Here is a 26,602-nt window from a genome sequence, read left to right as displayed (position 1 = left end):
ATCTGCTATCACTCAGATTGCGATCATCATTTACCTTGCATTACGGCAGCCATTGAAAGAACTCTAGCAGACTTAAATACTTCATCCGTGTGAACAACATTGCCATTCTCATCCGCAAGAGGAATACGCCAATTCGGGTACTCTGTGCTAGTGCCAGGCTGATTTTGAGAGCGTTTTTCGCCAACAGCATCAACCAATGCAACTTGCAACAAAAGCGATGGCGAAGTTCTTAACACAGCATGCATTCCTTCAACAATTTCTTGCACATGATTTTCAACATCATCTGCAGCTTCTTTGCTAATCCAACCGCCTTTAAGAAGCATCGCCATCATTGCATCACGCTCAGCTTGAGCAGCTTTCTTAAAGTTCTCAACAGGTTCAGTAAGCAAATGCAATTCTTCACGCAATTTCACATGCTCAAATTCCAGATATCCTGCAGTTGGAGGTAAATCATGAGTAGTAACAGAAGCTAAAGCATATTCGCGATACGTAGAAGGATTTGCGTAAATAATTTCCTTCTTTCCAGCTTTCTTACTAGCAGCCTCAGCTTTATCATCATGCGTAAACCACTCAACAACTGTTCCCAACACTCCATGAGATGCAAGAACTTTAGAAACATAAGCAGGAACTGTACCCAAATCCTCGCCTATAACAAGTCCGCCAGCTCGAGTAGCTTCAATAGTCAAAACTGCAAGCATCGCGTCAACGTTATAGTAAACATACGCACCATTTTTAGCGCCCTGACCTTGCGGAATCCACCACAAGCGGAAAAGTCCAAGCACGTGATCGATTCGAGCAGCACCAGCATGCAAGAACACATTGTGTACCATATCTCTATACGCAATGTATCCAGTTTCATCCAAATAATTTGGATCAAACGGTGGCTGTCCCCAATCCTGACCCTGCTGATTATAGAAATCAGGAGGAGCACCAACACTTACTCCATTAGCAAATCGCTCAGGACTCCACCAAACGTCAGCACCGTATCCATGAACTCCAACAGCCATATCTTGCATAAGGCCAATCGCCATTCCAGAATCTTTTGCCTCAGCGTGAGCAGCAGCAACCTGTTCGTCTGCAATCCACTGAAGCCAACGATGGAATTCCAATAAATCGGCATGTTCTTTCTTCAAAGATTCAATCTGAGGAGTTCCTTTACCTGTAGTATCAAACCACAAATTATCTCCCCAAGGAGCACCCCAAACTTCAAAAGCTACACACCAAGTCGCAAAAGCATCTAGATCTTCGCCGGAACGCAACTTAAATTCACTAAATTCACGCTCACGCGCATCACTACGCTTTTTCTTAAAAATCAAACGCAACGCTGGAAGCTTAGCGTCCCAAGCAGCATTGATATCAATTGGATTTGGATTGTCATTAGATGCAGCAACCTTATTATGCAATCTATCTACTTCTGCTTTTTCTTCACCAGATAACTCTGCATATTCAGGAATATCTTGAGGTCTAATATACGTCACGTTCAAGAATCTACGCGATTCAGGCAAATAAGGTGAAGGCTCTAACGGAGAAATAGGAGCGCAAGCATGTATAGGATTGATTAGCATAAAATCAGCCTTACCAATTTCACCAGCGTCCTTAAGAAGCCTGCGCAAATCACCGTAATCGCCCACTCCCCACGAATCTTTAGAGCGAACAGAATAAAGTTGCGTCATATAACCCCAGCGATGATGTTCTTTAACGCTTTGAGGAAGAGGAATACGTTCAGGTGCAGCTATAAGTGTTGAATCAGCATGAGCTACTAATTTGCCGTTATTATTTGTGATTCGAGCATGAATAGTGTGATATCCCATAGGAAGCTCATCTGTAAGTTCAATATAGAATTCACCATCTTCATCGACTTTAATCTCACCAAGATCACCCTCGTAATCTTTACCATCTTCGAGAGTTAAAGTAACAGAAATATTCTTTTCAGTTACTTTATTACCTTGCAATTCGTAATTTTTAACGGCATGCATTGGCACGCAAGTTTTCACACCGTTAAACGCAACTACAGTTGGAGGTAACAATTCACTAGCTGTTTTTGCTAAAACACGCTCATAAGAATCAGCTATGCTTTCAGGAGTATCGGACTTAAACCCTAAAGCGTCAAGGACTCCAACCAACGCTTCATCAGTAATTTCAGTGTAATCACCTAATTGATCAATATAAAAAGTAGCCACTCCGCACGCTTTAGCTAATTTAATAAGTGGACGTTGAAGACGCTCTGCACTTTCTTCAACGGAAACTGCGCTCTCGGCTTTTTTGTCAGCCTCTTTTTTATCAGCCTCTTTGCTCATTATGCTCCTTTGTTAATAGCACATTTTATCTCATTGCACTAGTACCATGTGTGCAAACGATAGCGCGAGCGCAATAAACTTAACACATCTCTGGATTAAGACGCACTCTAGCTAATAATTATATAAATTATTGATATCGTTTGCAAACAAGTACTATTATTTATTCCTTCTAATTTTCATTGATTTCGCAGCGTTACCAATTCGATAACAATCTCACTAACCGTTTTCAAGCGGCTTCGCAAAACGTTTCACAAACAGTTTCACCACTGATTAAACCACTAGTTTTTCGCTAATAATTTACATTATTATTGTTATTTCTATCTATTATTTTTATGTTTATTTACTATTTTTATGTTTATTTCTACCTATTATTTTTCTATCCACTATTTTTCTATCCACTATTTTTACTTCCTGTTTTTCTATTTTTACCACTATTTCTACTTCTATCTATTTCTATCTATTTCTATCAACTTCTATCTACTTCTATCAACCTACTATTTTTTCGGCGTTTGGTCTGCATTACCAGACTTGCTTAGCACTACGAAAGTTCTAGATGGAATATGCAACACATGCGAACCCGTATTCAAGTTCTTCGAATCTAAATCCTCCAAGCGAGAATCGTTCACACTGTGACTATCTTTGCGCTCACAAGATTCTATATTCACACACTTTGCATCTTTACCAGTCCAGTCAGCAAAGTAGAAGGAAGAATCAAGAACAATACTCCAATCATTACAACTTTCTTTACAAGACGCTTTTCCAGACGCTTTAGAGTCTACATTCCCAGATAATTCAGGCAAAGTAACGCAAGCATCTGAATTATACATAGGATTAACGCATACTATTACGTCATCACCAATAAGAGAAGCTAGTACAGTTTTATTTGAAGCAGGAATTTGCACGCGCTTCGAATCATAGAAAGACTTATGTTTTGATCGCAAAGAAATCAAATCTTTATACCAGCGAACAAGCGGCTCAAACTTCTGCGAACGCACCCAATCAAGCTTATTCACATTTACACCGCTCTTATAAGTATTGTCATTGCCACCTTTAGTTCGCCCAAATTCTTCACCACTTAACATAAACGGCAAACCTGCAGAGCACAAAACCATTCCAGCAGCAAGCATATTAGCAGTGAAAAGATCTGCAACTGAATTAGCGTCTTTAGCATAAAAATCGCAATCGCTAGGCTTTTCGCGCAAAGAAATACACAATTTATCCCACAGAGTTAAATCATCATGAGCAGAAATATATTGAATAATCTGTCCAACTTTTTTACCTGCAGAAGGAGTGCCGCGCCACCCATCTAAAGCTTGACGAGCAGAGTCAGAAGTCCAAAATTCATTTCCGTTAATATATCCATGCTCATGATGATCCATAACGTTACCCTTGAGAGTATCGCGAGTTTCATCACTAAACCAACCTATTCGATCATCTAAATTATGCCTTCCTAGCTTATCTCCCATGCTTGTTCCTTCAGGCACAGCAGTAAATCCAGCAGACCACGGTTCTCCATACATAAGTATGTTCTTACCGTCAGGAAGTTTATCAAGAGCTTGACGAGCTTGATTCAATGTTTCAGTATCAATCAAGCCCATAAGGTCGAATCTGAATCCGTCAATATGATAGCACCGAGCCCAATGCAATAACGACTCAATAATGAACCTGCGGAACATAGGACGTTCACTAGCCATATCATTACCACAACCAGATCCATTAGAAAGTATACTTTCTTCATTTCTTCTGCAGAAGTAACCTGGAGCTGTACGTTCAAACGCATTATCCGCATGATACATATGGTTGTAAACCACATCCATAACCACGCGCAAACCATGCGCATGTAGCGAGGAAATCATAGCTTTGCATTCACGAATACGAACCGTTCCATCATAAGGGTCTGTAGAATAAGCTCCTTCTGGAACGTTATAAGCATCCGGATCGTAACCCCAGTTGTATAGAGAATCAACATTTTCGCCATTTTTACGAGCTTTATCGAGATTTATCTCGTTTACAGTGCAAAAATCATAAATTGGCATCAGCTGCACATGCGTAATTCCAAGCTTCTTAAGATAATCAAGACCTGTTGGAGAAGTTAAAGTTTTACCATCAACTTCAGAAGTTACGCAAGTATGTTCATCTGTAAAAGCTAAGAACCTTCCTCTATGATCTGGATTAAAACCGCCATTAGTATCGCTACTGTAATCAGACACGTGCGTTTCCCAAATCACAGTAGAATGAGCAGAAAACTTTGGAGATTTATCTTTATGCCAATTTGCAGGAGCTACACGATCTTCATCAATGACTAAACTTCTCTCACCGTTAATACCACTAGCAATACCCCAAGGATCACTCGTTCGATTAACTGTTCCATCTTGGAACGCAACTAAATAATCGTAATAAGTTCCATCAAGACGTTTACGAATATTAACTCGCCAAGCTCCATCATGATGAGGTTTTAATTCATAAGATTGAATTGGCTCGCTATTATTACCTGTTTCAAAAAGACGCAACGTCACTGAAGTTGCAGTAGGCGCCCATAATGTAAAAGTAGTTGATTTTGCATTTAGAGAAAAGCCAAGAGATCCTTCATAAGTTGGCCATTGCGCCGAAGGTAAATACGTCATAAAGCAATCCTTATAATTGTTAAGATAAACTCATCTAAGCTAAACAGAAATAAGCTAAACAGAAATACTCAGCTAAATTAAACTCAGCTAAATACACGTTTTGCTAAAAATATTACTACATTTTTGAATATATAAATTAGATAGCGAAGGCCGAAACGCTTAATAACGTCCGGCCCTCACTACTATTTACTGAATCTGTATTTGTCCAATTTTTTAGTGTAAAAATCAGCCCTTTACAGAACCAGACATTGATTCTTCATAGAATCGCTGCATCACAATGAACAGAATTGCAATTGGAATTGACACGCAAACAGCACCAGCTGAGAATCGCGCAAACCACTGATTTATATACTCTTTCTGCAACATTTGATACAGACCCAAAGCAACAGTGTAGTTATCTTGAGTACGAGCGATTGCCTTTGCCAAAACGAAGTCAAGCCATGGTCCAAGGAAGCCAACAATAGCCTGGAACACAATCATAGGCTTGCATATTGGAAGAATAATTCTCCAGAATACCTGCCAAGTTGTGCAGCCATCCAAATAAGCAGCTTCATCCAACGACTTTGGAATTGTATCCATATAGCCTTTCATAACATAGAAGCCTGCACCGCTACCTGCTGAATAAACTATAATCAGCGAGATAAGTACAACAGAACCATTTGTTAATCCAAAGGCTTTAAGAATGAAGTAGATTGCAACAACAGCCATAATGGATGGGAACATGCCAAGAATCAAAGCAATATTCATGAATGTACGACGTCCGCGGAAGCGTAAACGTGACATGCAGAATGCCACTGCCAATACGAAGAACAGCGAAATTATGCACACGAATATAGACACAATAAGTGTGTTCATGAACATGCGTGGGAAATCAAGCACATTGCGCTCAGTGAACAATCTAACGTAGTTATCAAACGTATATTCCGTTGGGAAGAACGTCCTCTGATAAGGAGCTGGATTCTTGTTGAAACTTTCGAGCACAACCCATGCAATTGGCGCTAGCCAGATAATTGACATAACCACAAGGAATATGTGAGTAAGAATATCCCCAATGATTCTCAATACACGCTGGTCTCGCAATAATGGAACTGTACGAGTGCTGTGTACTACAGCAGACTTATATTTCTTCTTTCCAGTTGCTCCAGCAGATCTAGGATTTTTATCACTCACCGGAATCCCTCCTCGTTCTTGTAAGAGCCAGAGTTACGGTATGTAATCAATGCGACTACAGCCAACACGATGAAGGTCATAATACCGATTACCGCGCCCATGCAGTAGTTGTCTTTATCAACAGTCAACTTGTACAGCCATGTAATAAGCAAATCAGTCTTACCTGCAGAAGATCCGACTTCCGTTGGAGCACCGCCGGAAAGCAGGTAGATGACGTTGAAGTTATTGACATTGCCTGTAAAGGTGGTAATTAAGTACGGGGTCATAACGAAGAAGATATATGGCATTGTAACGTTCATAAAACGCTGCCACCATCCTGCACCATCGAGTTGTGCAGCTTCGTAAAGCTCCGCTGGCACGTTCTGCAAAATACCTGTAATTTGCATTATCGTATAAGGAATACCAACCCAAAGGTTGATAAGAATAACAGTTACGCGAGCCCATGTAGCGTCTTCAAAGAATGGAAGTGGGTCACCAATCCAACCCAATGAATGCAAAAGACGATTGATTGCACCATCATGCTGAAGCATGCTATGCATAATCAACAATGACACGAACTGAGGAACTGCAATTGTTAACGAGAAGCAAGTACGCCACAAGTTCTTCAACACAGTTGTGCGCCTGTTAATAATCATTGCAATAAACATACCAAAGAAGAAGTTCAGGAATGTAGCAAAGAATGCCCACACAAGAGTCCATACAAGAACTTCTATGAATGTTGCTGCGTTGATTGCACCGCTAGACGTAGAGAAAATCTTGAAGAAGTTAGTTAATCCAACCCACTGGAACAGCGGAACATGCGTAGAATCGTAGTTAGTGAAGGCCATGGAAATCATGAAGATCAATGGCAAAATGCTAAATACAACTATGCCAGCTGTTGGTAATGACATTAAGCCAACATGCGCATTACGATCAAAAAGCGAAGCTACGTCTTCTATAAAGTTAACAGGACGTTTGCCTTTAGCAACAATTGATTGAGCTTTGTAAGCGCTACGCAAAGACAAAGTTGCTACATAAACAAGTAAAACAACCGCCGCTACTGACATAACACTGTAAAGCAAAATTTCTACAGAACTGTCTCCTGCTGTGCACTCTGGGAAACCGTCAACTTTAACGCAATGCTGCGTCTCAGTACCTAACGTCACTATTTTAGGAAGATACTCAGCGCCGATGGTGAATAAGAATGCAAAGATTGCGACCTCAGACGCCAAGAAAACAATGCCCTTAACGAACTGACGGCGTGCAAAAGTACCAAATCCGAAAATAAGAATTGAAATCCAGGAAAGAACGTCAGCATTCTTTGCTGCCTCTTTTAAGGAAAAAGCTGAAGGCTCAAAGCGCTCAGGATCTGGCGACTTTTTGCGCTTGCCTTTGGTGGATGCCGTGCTAGTCATGACATACCTTTCATATGGTTATGGGCTTTATAAGGCAAGATGCCCCGCCCCGTGCAACTTTAAAAATGGGGAGCGGGGCATCTGCCGGTAAGAAGCCATAAGATAATAAATTCCTATGACCTATTTTGTTTTATAAGTTACTTGCTCAAAGCAGCTTCAAAGCCCTTGGCCCAATCTGCAGTCTTAGCAGCAGCATTACCTTCGTTAATTTCCTTATTAGCGAGGGCGGTACCGAAGGTCTTGGTTGGATCCCAGAAGGAACCCATCTCAGCAATAGTTGGCTGCAACACGGAGGTGTTGGCGATGGTGTTCATCTGAGCAACAGCAGCTGGATCACCCTTAACGATGTCTGCAAGAGACTTATCGGAAGGAATGGTGTTCTGAAGCTCATAGTACTTCTTCTGAGATTCCTTAGAACCTAGGAATGCTGCAAACTTAGCAGCAATGCGTGCAGCCTTGGAGTTCGGGTTGTAAGCAACAGCCTTAGAACCAGCGAAGGACTTCATCTGGAATTCGCCAGCTTCAGTCTTGAACTTTGGAAGCTGAGCAGCAGCATAGTTTGCGCCCAAAGCTTTCTTAACGTCATTTGCTTGCCAAGAACCAGAGAAGAATGCGTCAGCAGTGTGGTTCTGGATTGCAGCTAAGCCAGCGCCTTCATCATTATCCATGACGAAGTTCTTGTTAGCAACGAGCTTAACGAGGTACTTAGTGATGGCAGCAGCTTTATCGCTGAGCTTAATGCCAGCCTTGCCGTCATTGCTCTTCTCACCGAAGAGGGACATATTGCCATCGAGATAGAAGCCTGGGAGATACCAAGCGTTAGCAACGTTGAAAGCAACCTTGCCCTTTGCGAGCATAGCATCGAGAGACTTAACATCTTCATCGGTGAACTTGGACTTATCGTAGTACATGAACCAAGTATTACCAGTGAATGGAACGCCGTACATCTTGCCATTCTGAGCAGTTACAGACTGAATCAATGGCTCTGCATCCTGCTGCTTAACCTGTGCAACTGCGTCATCGCTCAACTCACCAATAGCATTAGCCTGTACCAAATCGCCCAACTGATCGTTAGCGAAGAGATACACATCAGCTGCAGCCTTAGCATCCTGCTTTACAGTCTTGGAAGCATCTGGTGGAGCAACCACAGCGTTCTTAAAAGTAATCTTGTACTCTGGATGAGCCTTCTTGAAGGCCTCTTCCATAGTTGGTAACCAAGAATCAGACTTTGCCTGATCTTCTGAAGCTGCCCATACAGTGAGCTTGGCTTCCTTTGGTTCCGAGCTTTTTGTGCTGGAGCTTGAACCACATGCTGCAAATCCAAGCAATGAAGCAACTGCAATACCAGCGCCCAGCATCTTCTTGATATTCGTCATCCTTGACCTCCTCATGTCATGCCCTTGTTGGCATGTTCCTTGGTGGCGTAGTGACGGATTAAGCTGTGGCGCAACATCGCGTTTTGCTGCGCTTGGCAGCGTCACATGCTTTGAGTATCCGTCCGTAAGCACTGTGAAGTATACACGAATATGAATACGTTCGCAAACCACGTATAACAGCATGCTTGATTTTGTTATTAAAATGTTTGGTTTATGTTTGGTTTATGTTTAGTTTTGTGTGAAAAATATAGTTTTAATAGTTAATGCAAAATCTAAAAAATGTTGATATCGCTTGCATTTAATATTTTTAATAATGTTATAGCTGTATATTCTTTAATTATTTATGGTATGTTTTGTGAGTTTTGCATATATCTGCATGTTTGCATTTAATAAATTCGGCTTGTTTACTGAAAAAATGATGCGAAAACTCCAAATAAAATTGACTGATTAACTTTATTGAATAATTTACTGATTAAATGATTAAATCTGATTAAATTATTAACTAAATCTGATTGAATAATTTACTGATTAAATGATTGACCGATTAACTAATCAACGTAAGCAACAACCGATTGATAATAATTGATAATGAAAAATCTATACGAGATAATAAAAATAAATAAGATAAAAAATACTAAATAAGATAAAAAATAAATAGAAAATTGGCAAATTTACAAGCGAATTAAGTACAAAGAGGTTTTAAAATGTCATTACACGATCACCCTGAATGGCTTAAAGATGCCGTATTTTACGAAATTTATCCTCAAAGCTTCTGCGATTCAAATGGCGATGGAATTGGCGATATAGCTGGAATTATTGAAAAATTAGATTATGTGAAATCTATCGGATGTAACGCAATTTGGCTTAATCCTTGCTATGACTCACCTTTCAAAGATGCTGGATACGATGTACGTAACTACAAAAAGGTTGCTAAGCGTTATGGAACTAATGAGGATTTGAAACGTCTTTTTCTTGAAGCTCACAAAAGGGATATGCATATTTTGCTTGACTTAGTTCCCGGTCATACAAGCGAAGAGCACGAATGGTTTAAGAAAAGCTCTAGTGCTGAAGAAAATGAATTTACTAAGCGTTACATTTGGACAGATAGCGCTTTTTCTGGTTATTCTATGCCATTTATTGGCGGAGAAACAGATAGAGATGCAACGTATATTTTGAATTTCTTTAAGTGTCAGCCAGCGTTAAATTACGGTTTCGCTAATCGTGATAGATCTTGGCAATCTTCTCCAGAGTCTGAAGAAGCTGCAGCAACTCGCTTATCAATGGTCGATGTAATGCGTTTTTGGCTTGGAATGGGTGCAGATGGATTCCGTGTTGACATGGCAGATTCGCTTGTAAAAAATGACGACAATAATGGCGAAGGAAGTCTAGGTAAAGATAACACAATTCACGCTTGGCAAGAGATGTTAGGAATTGTGAAAGATGAATATCCACAAGCTGCATTTGTTTCAGAATGGGGCAGACCGCGTCAAGCTTTGGCTGCCGGATTTGATATGGATTTCTATCTTAATTGGCGATGGGACGGTTATCCAAATGGCTACGCTAGACTCACGAGGGATGTTGACAATGCGTTAGATAATAACCCTGAACATGATCACAGTTATTTTAACGCTCTAGGCGGTGGTAGTATTTGTCAATTTTTGGACGATTATTGCCCACAATATGAATCTACTTGCAATGAGGGCTATTTTAGTTTTATAACTTGCAATCATGACACTCCTCGCATGGCTCCACGCTTAAGCGATAGGGAAAGACGCGTGGCTTTTGGCATGATTCTCACCATGCCGGGAGTTCCATTCGTGTATTACGGCGATGAAATAGGCATGAAATATCGCGATATTCCAACTAAAGAAGGCGGATACGCTAGGACTGGAACTCGCACACCAATGCAGTGGGACGATTCTAAGAATTTAGGTTTTTCTACAGCGCCAAAGTCGAAATTGTATTTGCCTGTTGAAGAAAGTTCAAACGCTTCCGAACGCCGTTGCCTAGTGAAATCTGGAGAGATACCTACAGTGTCAGCTCAAGAAGAATGTGAAGATTCTTTACTCTCATGGGTACGCGCGCTGATATTCTTGCGACACAATCGCGCTTCTTTACATGCAAATGCTTCATGGAGAGTATTACACGCTCCTGTTAATGGGCGTAGTTTTGCATATGAACGTTGCTCTGTAGACAGTTTAGAAGGATCTGATTTTAGAGCTGAAAAGACTATTGTTGTAATGAATCCTAGCTTAAGCAATGAGTCTATCCCGCTTGACTCTCTTGCAGGACTAAATTCTAAAGAATCAAACCCAGCTCTATTGCAAATTGGAGAAATTTCTTTCAACAGTTCTTCTCTTATACTTGGATCACAATCTTTCGCAATATTTAAGCTGTAAGCAGAATTGATACTAACTTGTAAGCGGCAAGCATCGCTATCAACTCATATACGAAACTGATACGAACTTGTAAGCAACAAACATCGCTATCAGCTTGCATACAAAAGACATCTTCATCAACTCGCACATGAAAGACATTGATACTAAGCAGATAAATATGCAGACTACATTCTAAATTGCTTGGTTACACTCTAAGCATGCTGACTAGATAATTTGATCTCAAGCCAAACTACACTGCAATACAGCCTAATTACGTCAATAATTACACTCTTGAAAAAAACAAAGCGCAAACAAAACTTCGAGTCCACAGCTAAACAGCTAACACTTATAGCTATAAGTAGTAACCAAATCCATAAGTAGCGCCAAAGTTATAAGTAGCACTCAAAACTGAAGTTAAAGCTCTGTAGCTACAGCTGTACTAGCGCTTAAAGCTATAAATCTAATGGATTATCGCAAAAAATCGAATGTAAACTTGCCTGATTCTAACTATGAATTGAATCTACAGAAGTATTATTATTGACGCAATTAGCAGCATTAACGGATACCAAGCATACATAATCCATCTGAATCTATTAGTTGGCATAGGACCATCACCGTATACGCTCCTGTAGTGCAATACTGCTACTCCAATTCCAGGCGCTACAAGAGATAGTCCACCAAACATGCCTGCTGTAAGTTCCATGCTAATTTCGCGCTTCTTCATAAGCTCAAAAATCATAGCTAAAACAAAAATAATTATTCCTCCCCACATGATTCTCTGTCTTACGCCAACCATTCCAATCAAATTCCATAAAGCTCCTGCAATTACAATAATTGAAGACATAAGTATTTTGATAAAGCCTTTTAATTTTGATCGCGCCATATCTAAGCCACTAAGAACAACAAGCGATATAAGAAGTGCAAATACCGGATTTTGTGAGCTCATATCCCATATTTTTCCTGATGTTACAAAGTCGTAAGGCACTTCGCATATTAAAGCCAAAGCCAATAATCTTAATCCGTAAAACGTAACGTTATGCGTATTATGATATCCACGAACTAGCGCCCAAGCATACCAAGGTAAAGCAGTCCAAGACACGACCTCGCATAAAACAGCAAATAATCCGCCAGAAAAATTCGACAACAATGTTGTTCCAAAAACACTTAATACAATCATTGAAGCACACATCACTTTAAGCTTGTTCAGCGTGATTCCCTTTTTAATGTTTTTATCTGAGCGAATGGGATTTCCGTTATTATCAAGCTTTTCTTCATGTGAAGATTCATGAAAATACCCATTAAATGATACTCCACTAAGACTTGTGCTAGTCAATCTTGAGGAATCATCTTTCGAATTATCTGTTTGCTTATCTAAAAACTTTTTATTTTTAAAAAATCCCATAATCATACCTCTTTGTAACCTAATCACATCTATAAACTTCTACAAATCTACCTTCACTATTCTATTTATATCATGCAATCGTGTATATCATACAATCACCGTAATCACGCAAATCTCAATTGAGCAATCACCGAAACAGACAATCGCATGCACTGCATCGCACGCTCACACAATTACAACTGCGACCGTTGACGCAACGCTTGCACATATGCGTTTACATGAACATCAAATGCACATAATGCAATCCAACAAGCGCACGCATAATGCCGACAACACGAATGCATTATCATGACGGTTGTGTGCAATCCCGCGAGCGCACACATAACAGCACAGAATCACGCAATCACTTATATAACACAATCATCTAAGCAAGTAATCGCACAATGCACAATCACAGGCATCAAACGAACATCGCGTGAGCACATATACGAAATTCTCAATTACGTATATCACTCAACCACACGAGCGTATGCATATAATGCACACCACACAATCATGCAATCACCAAAGCAAGCAATCGCACACATTGCGCACATTGCACACATTGCATCACACTCTCAGGCGCATACGCACAACACACACAACCTGTAATTCCGCGAGCGCACATAAATTAAAATAAACGCAACTCGTTAGATTTTGTATCTCGCATGTCATCATAGTCAAGTATTAGGCATGTAAAACCGCGATCTTGCGCCAATACTCTTGCTTGCGGAGTAATGGTTTGTGCTGCAAAAACTCCTCGTACAGGTTTTAATAATGGATCACGATTCAACAGTTCGCAATATCTAGTAAGTTGTTCAACTCCATCTATTCCACCATGACGTTTAATCTCTATTGCTACATGCACTCCATCAGCATCAACAGCCATAATATCCACAGGACCTATTGCTGTAGGATATTCTCGCCTAATTAACGAAGCACCTTTACCTATTCTTTCAATTTGCTCTGCTAAATAACGTTGTAAATGATCTTCAACACCATCTTTAATAAGACCTGGATCTTCACCAAGATCATGCGACTGATCATCATAAACGTGATGCAAAATAATTGTTAATAGATCCTTGCCTTTTTTTGCAGCAACTTTTAACACATCACCATCACAAAAATTACAATCATCATAAAGATTTTCAGATATTCTCAGATCATCTTCATCACCTTTAACTTTATAAGAAGAATCATTAACCACATCTCCAGAAACCCGATATTCATTAACTCCAACTCCATTAACCACATCTCCAGAAATTTCACCTTCAGAAACCAGAGCTCCAGAAACTCCAGCTCCAGAAATTTCCTTCATATTGTTTCTATCATTTTCCACGTTGTTATTATTTGATCTCATCCCTTGAGCAACATGCTCCACACGCGTAGTGCATGGAGCAGCCATCCAATTAAGAGGTTTATAAGAACCTAATTCTGAAAAGATCAATACGCTACCATCTGCTTTAATAAGCAGAACACGTTTCGCAGCTGGGAGCGAAGCATTAAGACGACCTGAGTATTCAGCACTACAATCAGCAACAATAATTCGCACAGCGCAAGCATAACAAAATTACTATCCATGAGCCATAGCTCACATAATCTTCTAAGTTCTTATGCAATAAAATCCAATTTCTCAATCACAAAATTATGAAAAATAACATAAAATAATTCAGAATTTATGAAGTTTTAACCAAAATTTTAATAATTTAATAAATTAAAACTATTTTATTGGTATAACTATATTAAATTTCTCATAATTTCTAGTATGCTTATCTTATGCATTGTCCTTTTTGTAAAAATTCTGACACAAAAGTTATTGACACCAGAATCAGCGAAGATGGCTATTCTATACGCCGTCGTCGTGAATGCCAAATGTGCGGCAACCGATTCACGACTGTAGAAACTACACAACTTCTTGTCATGAAAAGGTCTGGATCAGTAGAACCATTTGATAGGTCAAAAGTAGTTGCTGGCGTAAGCAAAGCATGCCAGGGCAGACCTATTGATTCTGAAGCGCTTAAAACTCTAGGAATGAGAGTTGAAGCAGATTTAAGGGCGCGCGGACTAGCGCAAGTTACATCCGAAGAAGTTGGAAAAGCCATTTTACAACCTTTACGAGAATTAGATGAAGTCGCTTATTTAAGATTTGCAAGTGTATATCAAAACTTCACCGGCCTTAAAGATTTTGAAAAAGCCATTGAAGATTTGAAACAAAACAAATCAAGTGCACAATCCTAATTGCTAATCGATAATCGCTAATTACTGGTAGCTAATCGCTAATATTTAATTAGTGATTACTAATCAATAATTACTAATCAATAATTATTGATCACTAGTAGCTAATTACTAATCACTAATCACAAGTCACTAATCACAAGTCACTAATCACAAGTCACAAGATTCAGCATAAGAGTCTATATAATTCAATACTTTTTCAGCTGCGTTTTAACTAACCGCACTTAAGCACCTAGAACAATAGCCACGCAACTAAATTAAATACCACTGCAAACACTTTTATGCTTCACACGCTTTCAATAACACTGCAAACACTTTCCAACACTGACACGCTTTTAACACAGTAAACACTTTTACGCCACGCAAGCCTTCAGCACCATACAAGCGTTAATACAGTAAACACTTTTACGCCACGCAAGCCTTCACAACCGCCATGCTTTTATACAGTACGTACTCTCACACCATGCACGCTCTCACGCTATGCACACTCTCAGCACCATACACGCATTAACACCATTCACGCATTAACACCACAAATACTTTTATGATGAACACGCTCTTCATCAGCATAAACATTCTTCACAACCGCACACACTCTCAGAACCACAAACACTTCTATGCTCCACACAGACGATTGCAATTGCAAATGTGAACATGTTTTGCACACACCATATAACACGCTCCACTGGCTGGAAATACAGTGCTATGAGTATACTTACTCGCGTTGGTTACCTGCAAAAGTGACCATCATTCCACTTAATAATGCGTTCGTATTGCATTGATGCTTTTACGAATGCGCAAGATGATGTCCTGTGAGGCGAATGTCTATGATGATATTCGCCTCACATATTATCTGGGTTTATAGGTCTGGGTTAGAGTTATCAACGGATAAGCTGCAAAATTTGGGTTATTCCCCAAAATGTGGGTTATTCCCCAAAATTTAGTGCTATAGGCAAAAATTTGAGTTATTTCGGTCGTACACAAAAGCGTGATTATAGGCAAAAAGCATCTAAAGCTAAACTAACTAATATTCTTAAAAAGAATTAGTCAACTTAGATTTTATAAGTCAAAAGCAAGATACTTTGATTACATCACACAGCATTTGCTAACGATCAAAACGAGCGCCAGTAAGCAATAGCAATTTGCGAGTTACAGTACAAGCGATCTTCGAAACATAAGCTATAACCAAAAGCATGGTATTGCATCTTGAAAAATGCATAAATATAAACTGATAATAAACAACCAGCTTAAATCTATTTTGCACTAGACAACGCACGAACAAAACACAACATACTCTCGATTACACCCGTCAGTTCCATCTAAATTAGCAGAGCCACAATCCCCACTTTTTGACAATAATGAATAACAAGATAAAGAATCATCCTCACGATTCATACAACCAGAATCATCTCTTTGACAATAGTAGGAATTAGTACACTCTTCTATACATTCGCGTAAAAGATCTCGTAATCTCATAGCAGCAAATTGACTATCAGCCAAACGAGCGTAAATATATTTCATAGCATCAACATTCATATGAAGCTCAATATTCATAGGAACTTTTGAATAAATTGAATCGCCAAAATCCTTAATACAATTCCTATCCTTATTTTTTATACCTATATCCATATATTGGTTTATTTCAACTATTACATTTTCCGAACTATCAATAGCATTTGGATAGTCATTGCCAAAACTTTCATCATTGCTTTTACATCCAAAGCACTGACAACTATCTACGCGATTCAAATCGTTATTATCACAACTCATTATAATTCCCCCAATTCATAGTTATTAGTTGACTTTTACATGTTCAAAAAACTCTGTACACAACTGACCCAAATCTCATACAGAAGAATAATTCGTATGCAATCTAGCAATACAATAAAAAGCACTTAAATCATTTTTCTATAACTGGTACGTTAATAATCTGACCAACTTGTAGATCATATGAAGAAAGATGATTTATCTCCATTAAACGCTCTACATCATCAGAAATATCTCCGCCATCATTTATTGATTTTGCATACCCCCATAAAGTGTCACCAGGTCTTACTGTGTAAGAAACAAGCTTTTCTGTAGTAGCCGAAGCAGTAACTTTAGGAAAAGCGACTAACCAGATGGCAAAAATAGCTAAAAGCACCACGCTAATTCGCGAAATAAAATACTTTTTAACAACTCTGCTTCTCTTTACTGAGCGCACACCAGATATCTTGTTCATACGTTTCTCCTTCCATACAATCTTCTTTGTGAACATTTGTTCTATCGAACAAGTGTTTTAATAATTACACATTCTCAAAAAATATGCAACGGCGTGTCGAACAGATGTTTGATTTTTTCTTAAACATGCGCTACTATAAACATTGAAAGGAGCGACCATGAACGACGAAAACACTAAACAAGATGATTTTCCGGAAGATAATGCCGTTTCACTGACCGAACGACAGAAAAAAATTATGGATGCCATACAGCGAAATATAATCGCTCATGGTTTCCCACCTTCATTCCGAGAAATCGGCGAAATAGTTGGACTGCGTAGCACATCTTCTGTTAAGCATCAACTAAAAGCTCTAGAAACTAAGGGACTTATTCGCATTAGCGCGAACAAGGGAAGAGCCATCGAGGTTATCAACAATACTCAAACAAGCCAATTAAATAAATTAACTCCAACACCCTCACTAGGCATTGACGTAGATATGTATGAAAGCGAAAGCATACAAACATCACATGACGTGCCACTCGTTGGGAGAATTGCAGCAGGAACGCCAATAACAGCAGAACAGCATATTGACGATGTAATGCGTCTTCCAGAGAGATTAACAGGATCAGGAAACCTCTTTATGTTAGAAGTACATGGCGATTCCATGATTGACGCAGCTATATGCGATGGAGATTACGTTGTTGTACGAGAACAGCATGACGCTAACAACGGAGATATAGTTGCAGCACTACTTGATAACGAAGCTACAGTTAAAACATTAAGAAACGATAACGGACACGTCTGGCTGATACCACACAATCCAACATATTCTCCTATAGACGGAACCAACGCAACGATAATGGGAAAGGTCGTAACAGTTCTAAGAAAAATTTAATAGTATATATAGAAAATACTATTGTAAAATGTAATTTTTCAGTATAATAAATCGCATAACCTTATTAATTTCATTGATGAAATCGATAAGAGCATCATAGAGAATAATAAATAGCTAATGTACTTTTTACAGAAAAATACATTTGCATATTTTATGAATTTCTATGATTTTTACATTAGACGTTTCCAGCAAGGGAGCTAAACATGTCTATTATAAACGTTGCTAACCGCATATTAGACAATCTCGGAACCATGACAACAATGAGATTGCAAAAATTAACATACTATGCCCAAGCTCATAGCCTTGCCACAACAGATAGAGAACTCTTTTATGAGGACTTTGAAGCATGGGATAATGGACCAGTATCTTTAGAACTATTCAATAGGTATAGAGATAAAGTCATAATACACAGAGGATGTTTAATAATGTCTTTGTATGAACGAGAACATCCTCTCAACAAATCTCAACTAAAACTCATAGACACTGTGAGCAAAAAGCTAAAGAACTGTTCGGGTCTGACTTTATATAACAGAGTAATTACAGAAATGCCATGGCGTATAACACGAATGCCTCATGAAGAAAACAAATATTGCGAAGATATCATACTCAAAAGTTATATGAAAACTTATTACAAGGCCTACCCTGCTATATAGCAATTATTCTAGTTTTTCGATTCTTATACAGCCAATAAATATAATTTATTATCACTTTGAAACCTATGTTTTAAATTATATTGCACGAAAACATTACGTAGAGAGAAATACGCTATGCACGATAACAAAAATATCAGAATCAAAATATCAAAAGATGACAAATTAGCAAGAAAGATATTTTCAACCAAAGATCCTAAAGAAAAAAATAGATGCATACAAATAATAGTAGATATATTTATTTCTTTGCGGAAATCATTAACAAATGACTTATCAGCTGCAAAAGTAATCACTTTACAAACAAGATTAAACACACAATTGATATTAGCTTGGTACAGATTTTACGAAGAGACTAAAGAACGAAGAAGACATAAAGAGAACCCTTTATATTCTGAAGAATGGGAAAAGCAATGCTTTATAGGGTATGAAGCTGCAGAAAAGCTGCGCAACTCTAATAAAGATGAAACTGATCAAAACTCAGAAATACAAGATGACGAAATGCCGGAATTCGCTCGACAATGCGAATACGATGGGCAATCTATTAACGGACCAAATTTGCCTGAAAATTATCAAGATTACGTGCATAGCAATGTAAAGAAAGGCAAGAAAACCAAGAAAAGTAAGTAATAAAGAAAAAGCGAATAATAAAGAAAAGTACAAATAGTAATACTAAATAAACGAATAAAGTGCATAAAAGCAAAGAGAAAACAAAATTACAAAAAGAAAGGAAAATAAAAGTAAAACACAGTGTTATTTCCTAAAAGTGTGTACACGCATTTCGGGTTATTCCCCAAAATTTGTGTACAGAATTTCTTGTTTATGTTCTTATTTCAAGCGTTGGCAGGTCTACTTCATGCTTAAAAATCATGCATGAAGAACAAGTCTTGCAATAATCACGTTTGTAGCGCATACGGCAACGACATAGCTAGTCAATATGAACAGTTGGAAAGAAATGCAGTAATAACAGCTATTATCGAATACTAGCAGTGCTTGGCAAACGGTGTCCCATTAGCAAATTCATAGCTGATCACGCGAAAGATGAACACAATATGCTAACAACACACTACTTTTATGCTAACAACACACTACTTTTGTACACACTTTTTAAGAAACAAAACACAACGGAAAAATACAACAAATACACAGCAAACAGCAACAAAAACAAAAACAAAAACAAAAAACAAAAAGCTACTCTTACTTGAAACGCATATATAACTCAAGCTTAACGAATATAAACCTATACGAGCTAATAGCAAAAATACAGAGTAGCTTTAAATTTTTAAAAAATTCAAAATTCAAAATTCAAAAAATTATTCCACAATATCTACTGAAATTATACCAATCGGTTCTATCGGAAAATCAGTAGAATCAGTAGGACAATTTTGAATCGCATCAACTACCTTGCGTGAATCTTCATTACTTACAACGCCGAAAATAGTATGATGACCGTTAAGCCAAGGAGTAGGAACAGTGGTTATAAAGAATTGAGAACCATTCGTACCATGAACACTACCGTCAGCGTCACGATATTTTCCTGCATTTGCCATAGCAAACAAATAAGGCTTGTCGAAGGTTTCAGAAGGATCAATCTCATCATCAAATTCATAACCAGGTCCACCAGTACCATTACCTAATGGGCAACCGCCTTGAATCATAAAATCCTTAATAATACGATGGAAAAGCAGACCATTATAAAATGGTTCATGCGATTTTTTATGAGTATATGGATCTTCCCAAGCTATAGCTCCAGTCGCTAATCCAATGAAATTTTTAACAGTATTTGGAGCTTTATCATCGAAGAGATTTATTTCAATCTTTCCTTCAGTTGTATTCAAAATCGCTTTAGTCATAATAGCAATTCTCACATATGTTCAAGACTGTGCACTAAAAATAGCATAAGAAATAGTCAAATACGATAATTTTATACTAACTTATAATAAAAATACCGTTTTTTCAGGGTTTTTTAAGGGTTTGGTATTCTTTTGTTCAGGATAGTGTGGTTTTATTTTTAATAGGATTTAAATCATTGAGTTTAATGTTTTGAGTTGTGTTTAATATAATTTAATTTTCTTCTTCTCTTTTAGTTAGAAACCCTGGGACTAAAGCCCCGGGGTTTTTAATTTAACTTATAAACCGTGCTTAGCTTATAAACCTGCTTAACTTGTAAACCGGGTTATAAGGCTTATATGGTAAGTAGTAGGTTGCTGAACGTGGAAAGTAATATAAGAAAACGGGGAGTCAAGTGACTCCCCGTTAAAAGAATAATGCGGCAGCGTGCTAGTCTCCCACACCCTATCGAGTGCAGTACCCTCACCGTGTCAGGCCTTAGCTTCCGGGTTCGGAATGGGACCGGGCGTCTCACCTGAGCCATGACCACCGCAAAACTATATTATACACTCACTTAATGAGTGGAAAGTGACGGTTTGGGAACCGGACATGAACGCGAGTATAACTTAAATCAATCTCAACAATCTTAACCGCAGAAACGTTTAACACTCCAAGCGTCTAAAACATTAAACTGTTTAAACCTTAAATTTAAAGTATATTACAATCACCCATTAGTACTGGTCAGCTCCACCCCTCACAGGGCTTCCACATCCAGCCTATCAACCACGTGTTCTACATGGGGGTTCACACACAAAAGTGTAAGGAATGCTAATCTTAGAGCAGGCTTCCCGCTTAGATGCTTTCAGCGGTTATCCCTTCCAAACGTAGCTAACCGGCAGCGCCACTGGCGTGACGACCGGCATACCAGAGGTTTGTCCACCCAGGTCCTCTCGTACTATGGGCAGGCCTCTTCAACATTCCAACGAGCGCAGAGGATAGAGACCAAACTGTCTCACGACGTTCTGAACCCAGCTCGCGTGCCGCTTTAATCGGCGAACAGCCGAACCCTTGGGACCTGCTCCAGCCCCAGGATGCGACGAGCCGACATCGAGGTGCCAAACCATCCCGTCGATATGGACTCTTGGGAATGATCAGCCTGTTATCCCCGGGGTACCTTTTATCCGTTGAGCGATGCCACGTCCGTACGCCGGCACCGGATCACTATCTCCGACTTTCGTCCCTGCTCGACCCGTCAGTCTCACAGTCAAGCCCGCTTGTGCGATTACACTCAACACCCGATTGCCAACCGGGCTGAGCGGACCATTGAGCGCCTCCGTTACTCTTTAGGAGGCAACCGCCCCAGTTAAACTACCCGCCAGGCACTGTCCCTAACACGGATAACATGTTGAGGTTAGACGCCAGATATGGAAAGAGCGGTATTTCACCTTACGACTCCACGCAAGCTAGCGCCCACGCTTCACAGCCTCCCGCCTATGCTACACGATCCACACCTAACGACAATACCAAGGTATAGTAAAGGTCCCGGGGTCTTTTCGTCCTTCTGCGCTTAACGAGCATCTTTACTCGTACTGCAATTTCGCCGGGCTCCTGGCCGAGACAGTGGGGAAGTCGTTACGCCATTCGTGCAGGTCGGAACTTACCCGACAAGGAATTTCGCTACCTTAGGATGGTTATAGTTACCACCGCCGTTTACCGGGGCTTAAATTCACCGCTTCACCTAAAAGGCTAACGGATCCTCTTAACCTTCCGGCACCGGGCAGGCGTCAGAGCGTATACAGCGGCTTACGCCTTCGCACGCTCCTGTGTTTTTGGTAAACAGTCGCTACCCCCTAGCTTGTGCCACCCCCAACAGCTCAACAATGTGAAACCATATCACCATCAGGGGTCTCCCTTATGCCGAAGGCACGGGAGTAATTTGCCGAGTTCCTTGGCCAGGATTCGCCCGATCGCTTCGGTATACTCTACCAGACCACCAGTGTCGGTTTAGGGTACGAGCGGAATCACACCTCACGTTGAAGCTTTTCTTGGCAAGCAGGATCACCGGAATCAGCCTTACAGCCTACCCATCACGCCTCAGCTTAACATCCCCCGGATTTACCTAGAGGACAGCCCACACGCTTAGCCACGGAAAACCACCTCCGCAGCCGGCTACCTACCCGCGTCACTCCCACGCTAACCTACTACCGATACAGTCCCAACATTAAACCATCTAACAACCCCGAAAGGAAACCAGATAATAAAACGAAGGTTAGTACTCTCAGATTCAGTTCGAACGGTGTAACACCGGTACGGGAATATCAACCCGTTCATCCATTCGACTACGCCTGTCGGCCTCGCCTTAGGACTCGACTCACCCGGGGACGACGAACGTGGCCCCGGAACCCTTAGTCATTCAGCGGACAGGATTCACACCTGTCTCTCGCTACTCATGTCTGCATTCTCACTCCCGTATAATCCACGACACGTTCACACGGCCGCTTCACCTCATACAGGACGCTCTCCTACCCCGCGTGAAAAAATCACACAGTCGCGTCTTCGGTGGCGTGCTTAAGCCCCGCTACATTGTCGGCGCGGAACCACTAGACCAGTGAGCTGTTACGCACTCTTTCAAGGGTGGCTGCTTCTAAGCCAACCTCCTGGCTGTCTATGCGACTCCACATCCTTTCCCACTTAGCACACGCTTAGGGACCTTAGACGACGATCAGGGCTGTTTCCCTTTTGACGACGGAGCTTATCCCCCGCCGACTCACTGCCATGATAAACCTAACAGGTATTCGGAGTTTGGCTGCTATTAGTACCCGGTATGGGCCCGCAAGCATCCAGTAGCTCTACCCCTGCAAGCAATAACATGACGCTGCACCTAAATGCATTTCGGAGAGAACCAGCTATCACGGAATTTGATTGGCCTTTCACCCCTAACCCCAAGTCATCCCCCCAGTTTTCAACCTAGGTGGGTTCGGTCCTCCACACGGTCTTACCCGCGCTTCAACCTGCTCAGGGCTAGATCATCCCGCTTCGGGTCCAGGACATGCGACTCAAACGCCTTTTAAAACTCGCTTTCGCTACGGCTCCCCCACCCGGGTTAGCCTCGCCACATACCACTGACTCGCAGACTCATTTTTCGATAGGCACGCCGTCACCCCATAAAAAGGCTCCGACGGATTGTAAGCGCACGGTTTCAGGAACTATTTCACTCCCCTCCCGGGGTGCTTTTCACCTTTCCCTCACGGTACTAGTACACTATCGGTCAGACAGGAATACTTAGGCTTACCCAACGGTCTGGGCAGATTCACGCGGGATTCCACGAGGCCCGCGCTACTTGGGAATAAACATAAAGAGACATCGCACGACTTGCTACGGGGCCATCACCCTCTACGGCTGGGAATTCAATCCCATTCACATAACACGACATTTTATCACTCTTCTCAACCCCGTCAGAGGCTGAACAATCAATCCCACGACCCCGAGCACGCAACACCTGACGGTTATCACACGCACCCGGTTTAGCCTCATCCGCTTTCGCTCGCCACTACTCACGGAGTATCCTTTCCTGCAGGTACTAAGATGTTTCACTTCCCTGCGTACCCCCCACAAAACTGTGGTGACCACTCATAACAATGGCCGGGTCTCCCCATTCGGAAATCCTCGGATCAAAGCCCACTCGGCAGCTCCCCGAGGCATATCGCAGCCCGTCACGTCCTTCATCGGTCCTGTCTACCAAGGCATCCACCATACGCCCTTACCAGTAATACACACTAATAAGACCTACCAGCAAAATACTCTAGACAACTAATCATCACACTAAACGATCATAAAACGATCAAGACGACTCCACCAAAATGGAGCCGGTTGAAATTGATAAAAGCAAAAAAACAAAACAAAAAGTTTCGTATTCTTACTCGCGTCCACTATCCAGTTCTCAAACCACCACAACACCACGAAACACGAGCCAACAAAACATTAACCCGTAATCCCATGAGTCACAGACTACAACCCCAAAACAAGGGGGGTGGCAATCCGGGAACCCAAAAACATGCCTAAACCACTCACATAAAAACATCAACTATTGTTTTCCACACCAGTAACCACACTCAAACCGAGCGTGCACAAAAACTCCGTAGAAAGGAGGTGATCCAGCCGCACCTTCCGGTACGGCTACCTTGTTACGACTTAGTCCCAATCACGAGCCTCACCTTAGACGGCTCCCTCCAAAAAGGTCAGGCCACCGGCTTCGGGTGCTGCCCACTTTCATGACTTGACGGGCGGTGTGTACAAGGCCCGGGAACGCATTCACCGCGACGTTGCTGATTCGCGATTACTAGCGACTCCGCCTTCACGTAGTCGAGTTGCAGACTACGATCCGAACTGAGACCGGTTTTAAGGGATTAGCTCCATGTCACCATGTCGCACCCCGTTGTACCGGCCATTGTAGCATGCGTGAAGCCCTGGACGTAAGGGGCATGATGATCTGACGTCATCCCCACCTTCCTCCGAGTTAACCCCGGCGGTCCCCCGTGAGTTCCCGGCATAACCCGCTGGCAACACAGGGCGAGGGTTGCGCTCGTTGCGGGACTTAACCCAACATCTCACGACACGAGCTGACGACGACCATGCACCACCTGTGAACCTGCCCCGAAAGGAAACCACATCTCTGCAGTCATCAGGCACATGTCAAGCCCAGGTAAGGTTCTTCGCGTTGCATCGAATTAATCCGCATGCTCCGCCGCTTGTGCGGGCCCCCGTCAATTTCTTTGAGTTTTAGCCTTGCGGCCGTACTCCCCAGGCGGGACGCTTAACGCGTTAGCTCCGACACGGAACCCGTGGAATGGGCCCCACATCCAGCGTCCACCGTTTACGGCGTGGACTACCAGGGTATCTAATCCTGTTCGCTCCCCACGCTTTCGCTTCTCAGCGTCAGTAACAGCCCAGAAACCTGCCTTCGCCATTGGTGTTCTTCCCGATATCTACACATTCCACCGTTACACCGAGAATTCCAGTTTCCCCTACTGCACTCTAGCCCGCCCGTACCCGGCGCAGACCCACCGTTAAGCGATGGGCTTTCACACCAGACGCGACGAACCGCCTACAAGCTCTTTACGCCCAATAAATCCGGATAACGCTTGCGCCCTACGTATTACCGCGGCTGCTGGCACGTAGTTAGCCGGCGCTTATTCGAAAGGTACACTCACCCGAAGGCTTGCTCCCAATCAAAAGCGGTTTACAACCCGAAGGCCTTCATCCCGCACGCGGCGTCGCTGCGTCAGGGTTTCCCCCATTGCGCAATATTCCCCACTGCTGCCTCCCGTAGGAGTCTGGGCCGTATCTCAGTCCCAATGTGGCCGTCCGCCCTCTCAGGCCGGCTACCCGTCGAAGCCTAGGTGGGCCATTACCCCGCCTACAAGCTGATAGGACGCGACCCCATCCCATGCCGCTAAACACTTTCCCAACAAAACATGCGTCAAGTTGGAGCATCCAGCATTACCACCCGTTTCCAGGAGCTATTCTGGAGCATAGGGTAGGTTGGTCACGCATTACTCACCCGTTCGCCACTCTCACCAACCAGCAAGCTGGTCAGATCCCGTTCGACTTGCATGTGTTAAGCACGCCGCCAGCGTTCATCCTGAGCCAGAATCGAACCCTCCACGAAAAAAATTTCAATGAAAAGCCAAACTAGGCTCCAAAAAATAAAGAAAAAGACGAGATATTCTTTAAGGAAAAAACATCCCACAAAAACCTCACCATCATTTAACCATCTCTCAGGCACCCCACAAACTGTGAGGCTGACAATGAACTGGCAATAATTAACTAAATAAGTAGTACAGACACGCTTTTGAGTTCTCAAACCACCACCACACCAGCCGGCCCATCAACCCCAACCGAGGAGAACCAGCCGCGCTGAGCAGCAAAAGATAAACTTACACCAACCAACGCTAAAACGCAAACCCAAAAAACAAAACAACCCCAAAACCACTGAAAACAAGCCAAAACACCGGCGTGTCGAAAAACACCAACCCAACCCACAAACAAGCCAAAACAAGAAACAAGACCAAGAAAAAACCAATAACAAAACTAAAACTATTAACAAAAACTATCTAATCAACTATAAAACACCCAACCAGCCAGCCCATCAGCCCCAAAAACACCCACCCTCCAG

Annotated in this window: 15 protein-coding genes and 3 rRNA genes; 5 read left to right on the top strand and 13 right to left on the bottom strand. The window is 41.5% G+C overall.

The window, feature by feature from the left end; all coding sequences use genetic code 11:
* Positions 1-26 precede the first annotated feature (26 nt).
* The 5 genes from malQ to HXT27_RS02635 form a co-directional block, all read right to left on the bottom strand.
* On the bottom strand, positions 27-2,297 hold the full coding sequence (gene malQ / locus HXT27_RS02655) for a 4-alpha-glucanotransferase (RefSeq protein WP_075523677.1): 2,271 nt from the start codon (positions 2,295-2,297) through the stop codon (positions 27-29).
* A gap of 494 nt (positions 2,298-2,791) precedes the next feature.
* Entirely contained in the window at positions 2,792-4,921 is a 2,130-nt protein-coding gene (gene pulA, locus HXT27_RS02650; RefSeq protein WP_103042769.1) for a type I pullulanase, read from the bottom strand.
* Between the two features lie 225 nt (positions 4,922-5,146).
* Complete coding sequence (locus tag HXT27_RS02645) at positions 5,147-6,001, bottom strand: sugar ABC transporter permease (protein ID WP_075523689.1); 855 nt, start codon at positions 5,999-6,001, stop codon at positions 5,147-5,149.
* 86 nt (positions 6,002-6,087) lie between these two features.
* Positions 6,088-7,485 (bottom strand): carbohydrate ABC transporter permease, encoded by a 1,398-nt coding sequence (locus tag HXT27_RS02640; protein WP_103042768.1) that lies wholly within the window; start codon positions 7,483-7,485, stop codon positions 6,088-6,090.
* A 137-nt stretch (positions 7,486-7,622) separates the two neighbouring features.
* Positions 7,623-8,861: an extracellular solute-binding protein gene (locus HXT27_RS02635; RefSeq protein WP_075523675.1), complete on the bottom strand. Its 1,239-nt coding sequence runs from the start codon at positions 8,859-8,861 to the stop codon at positions 7,623-7,625.
* 704 nt (positions 8,862-9,565) lie between these two features.
* On the opposite strand from HXT27_RS02635, the gene HXT27_RS02630 reads away from it, so the two are divergent.
* A complete protein-coding gene (locus HXT27_RS02630) occupies positions 9,566-11,260 on the top strand; it encodes an alpha-amylase family glycosyl hydrolase (RefSeq protein WP_103042767.1) in 1,695 nt (564 codons plus the stop codon).
* A gap of 499 nt (positions 11,261-11,759) precedes the next feature.
* Here HXT27_RS02630 and HXT27_RS02625 read toward each other — a convergent pair whose 3' ends face one another.
* Together HXT27_RS02625 and nucS are read right to left on the bottom strand one after the other, a co-directional pair.
* On the bottom strand, positions 11,760-12,647 hold the full coding sequence (locus tag HXT27_RS02625; RefSeq protein WP_233186078.1) for a TraX family protein: 888 nt from the start codon (positions 12,645-12,647) through the stop codon (positions 11,760-11,762).
* A 604-nt stretch (positions 12,648-13,251) separates the two neighbouring features.
* A complete protein-coding gene (gene nucS, locus HXT27_RS02620; protein ID WP_103042765.1) occupies positions 13,252-14,172 on the bottom strand; it encodes an endonuclease NucS in 921 nt (306 codons plus the stop codon).
* 224 nt (positions 14,173-14,396) lie between these two features.
* Between nucS and nrdR the strand changes: the two genes are divergently transcribed.
* On the top strand, positions 14,397-14,858 hold the full coding sequence (nrdR, locus tag HXT27_RS02615; protein WP_075523672.1) for a transcriptional regulator NrdR: 462 nt from the start codon (positions 14,397-14,399) through the stop codon (positions 14,856-14,858).
* 1,260 nt (positions 14,859-16,118) lie between these two features.
* On the opposite strand, the gene HXT27_RS02610 is transcribed toward nrdR, so the two are convergent.
* Positions 16,119-16,625 carry a hypothetical protein gene (locus tag HXT27_RS02610; RefSeq protein ID WP_075523671.1) on the bottom strand — a complete coding sequence of 169 codons (507 nt, stop codon included), beginning with the start codon at positions 16,623-16,625 and terminating at the stop codon, positions 16,119-16,121.
* 130 nt (positions 16,626-16,755) lie between these two features.
* Entirely contained in the window at positions 16,756-17,076 is a 321-nt protein-coding gene (locus tag HXT27_RS02605) for a LysM peptidoglycan-binding domain-containing protein (RefSeq protein WP_075523670.1), read from the bottom strand.
* A 157-nt stretch (positions 17,077-17,233) separates the two neighbouring features.
* Between HXT27_RS02605 and lexA the strand changes: the two genes are divergently transcribed.
* The 3 genes from lexA (at position 17,234) to HXT27_RS02590 (ending at position 19,227) form a co-directional block, all read left to right on the top strand.
* Positions 17,234-17,950, top strand: coding sequence for a transcriptional repressor LexA (lexA, locus tag HXT27_RS02600; protein ID WP_075523669.1), 717 nt, complete (start codon positions 17,234-17,236; stop codon positions 17,948-17,950).
* A gap of 203 nt (positions 17,951-18,153) precedes the next feature.
* Positions 18,154-18,603, top strand: a complete 450-nt coding sequence (locus tag HXT27_RS02595) for a Panacea domain-containing protein (RefSeq protein WP_075523668.1) — start codon at positions 18,154-18,156, stop codon at positions 18,601-18,603.
* Between the two features lie 114 nt (positions 18,604-18,717).
* Positions 18,718-19,227, top strand: a complete 510-nt coding sequence (locus HXT27_RS02590) for a hypothetical protein (protein ID WP_103042764.1) — start codon at positions 18,718-18,720, stop codon at positions 19,225-19,227.
* 683 nt (positions 19,228-19,910) lie between these two features.
* On the opposite strand, the gene HXT27_RS02585 is transcribed toward HXT27_RS02590, so the two are convergent.
* The 4 genes from HXT27_RS02585 to HXT27_RS02570 all read right to left on the bottom strand — a co-directional run bounded on the left by HXT27_RS02585 (position 19,911) and on the right by HXT27_RS02570 (position 26,095).
* Entirely contained in the window at positions 19,911-20,450 is a 540-nt protein-coding gene (locus tag HXT27_RS02585) for a peptidylprolyl isomerase (RefSeq protein ID WP_075523665.1), read from the bottom strand.
* Between the two features lie 414 nt (positions 20,451-20,864).
* Positions 20,865-20,981: ribosomal RNA gene (rrf, locus tag HXT27_RS02580) — 5S ribosomal RNA — on the bottom strand.
* A 157-nt stretch (positions 20,982-21,138) separates the two neighbouring features.
* Positions 21,139-24,202: ribosomal RNA gene (locus HXT27_RS02575) — 23S ribosomal RNA — on the bottom strand.
* A 367-nt stretch (positions 24,203-24,569) separates the two neighbouring features.
* Positions 24,570-26,095 (bottom strand): 16S ribosomal RNA (locus HXT27_RS02570).
* Together the 16S, 23S and 5S rRNA genes form the textbook arrangement of a ribosomal RNA operon.
* Between the last annotated feature and the right edge of the window lie 507 nt (positions 26,096-26,602).

This window comes from Gardnerella bivia, assembly GCF_049262715.1.
Classification (GTDB): Bacteria; Actinomycetota; Actinomycetes; order Actinomycetales; family Bifidobacteriaceae; genus Bifidobacterium; species Bifidobacterium vaginale_A.
Note: the sequence above shows the minus strand (reverse complement) of the source record. Positions and strands in the feature narration are given on the sequence as shown.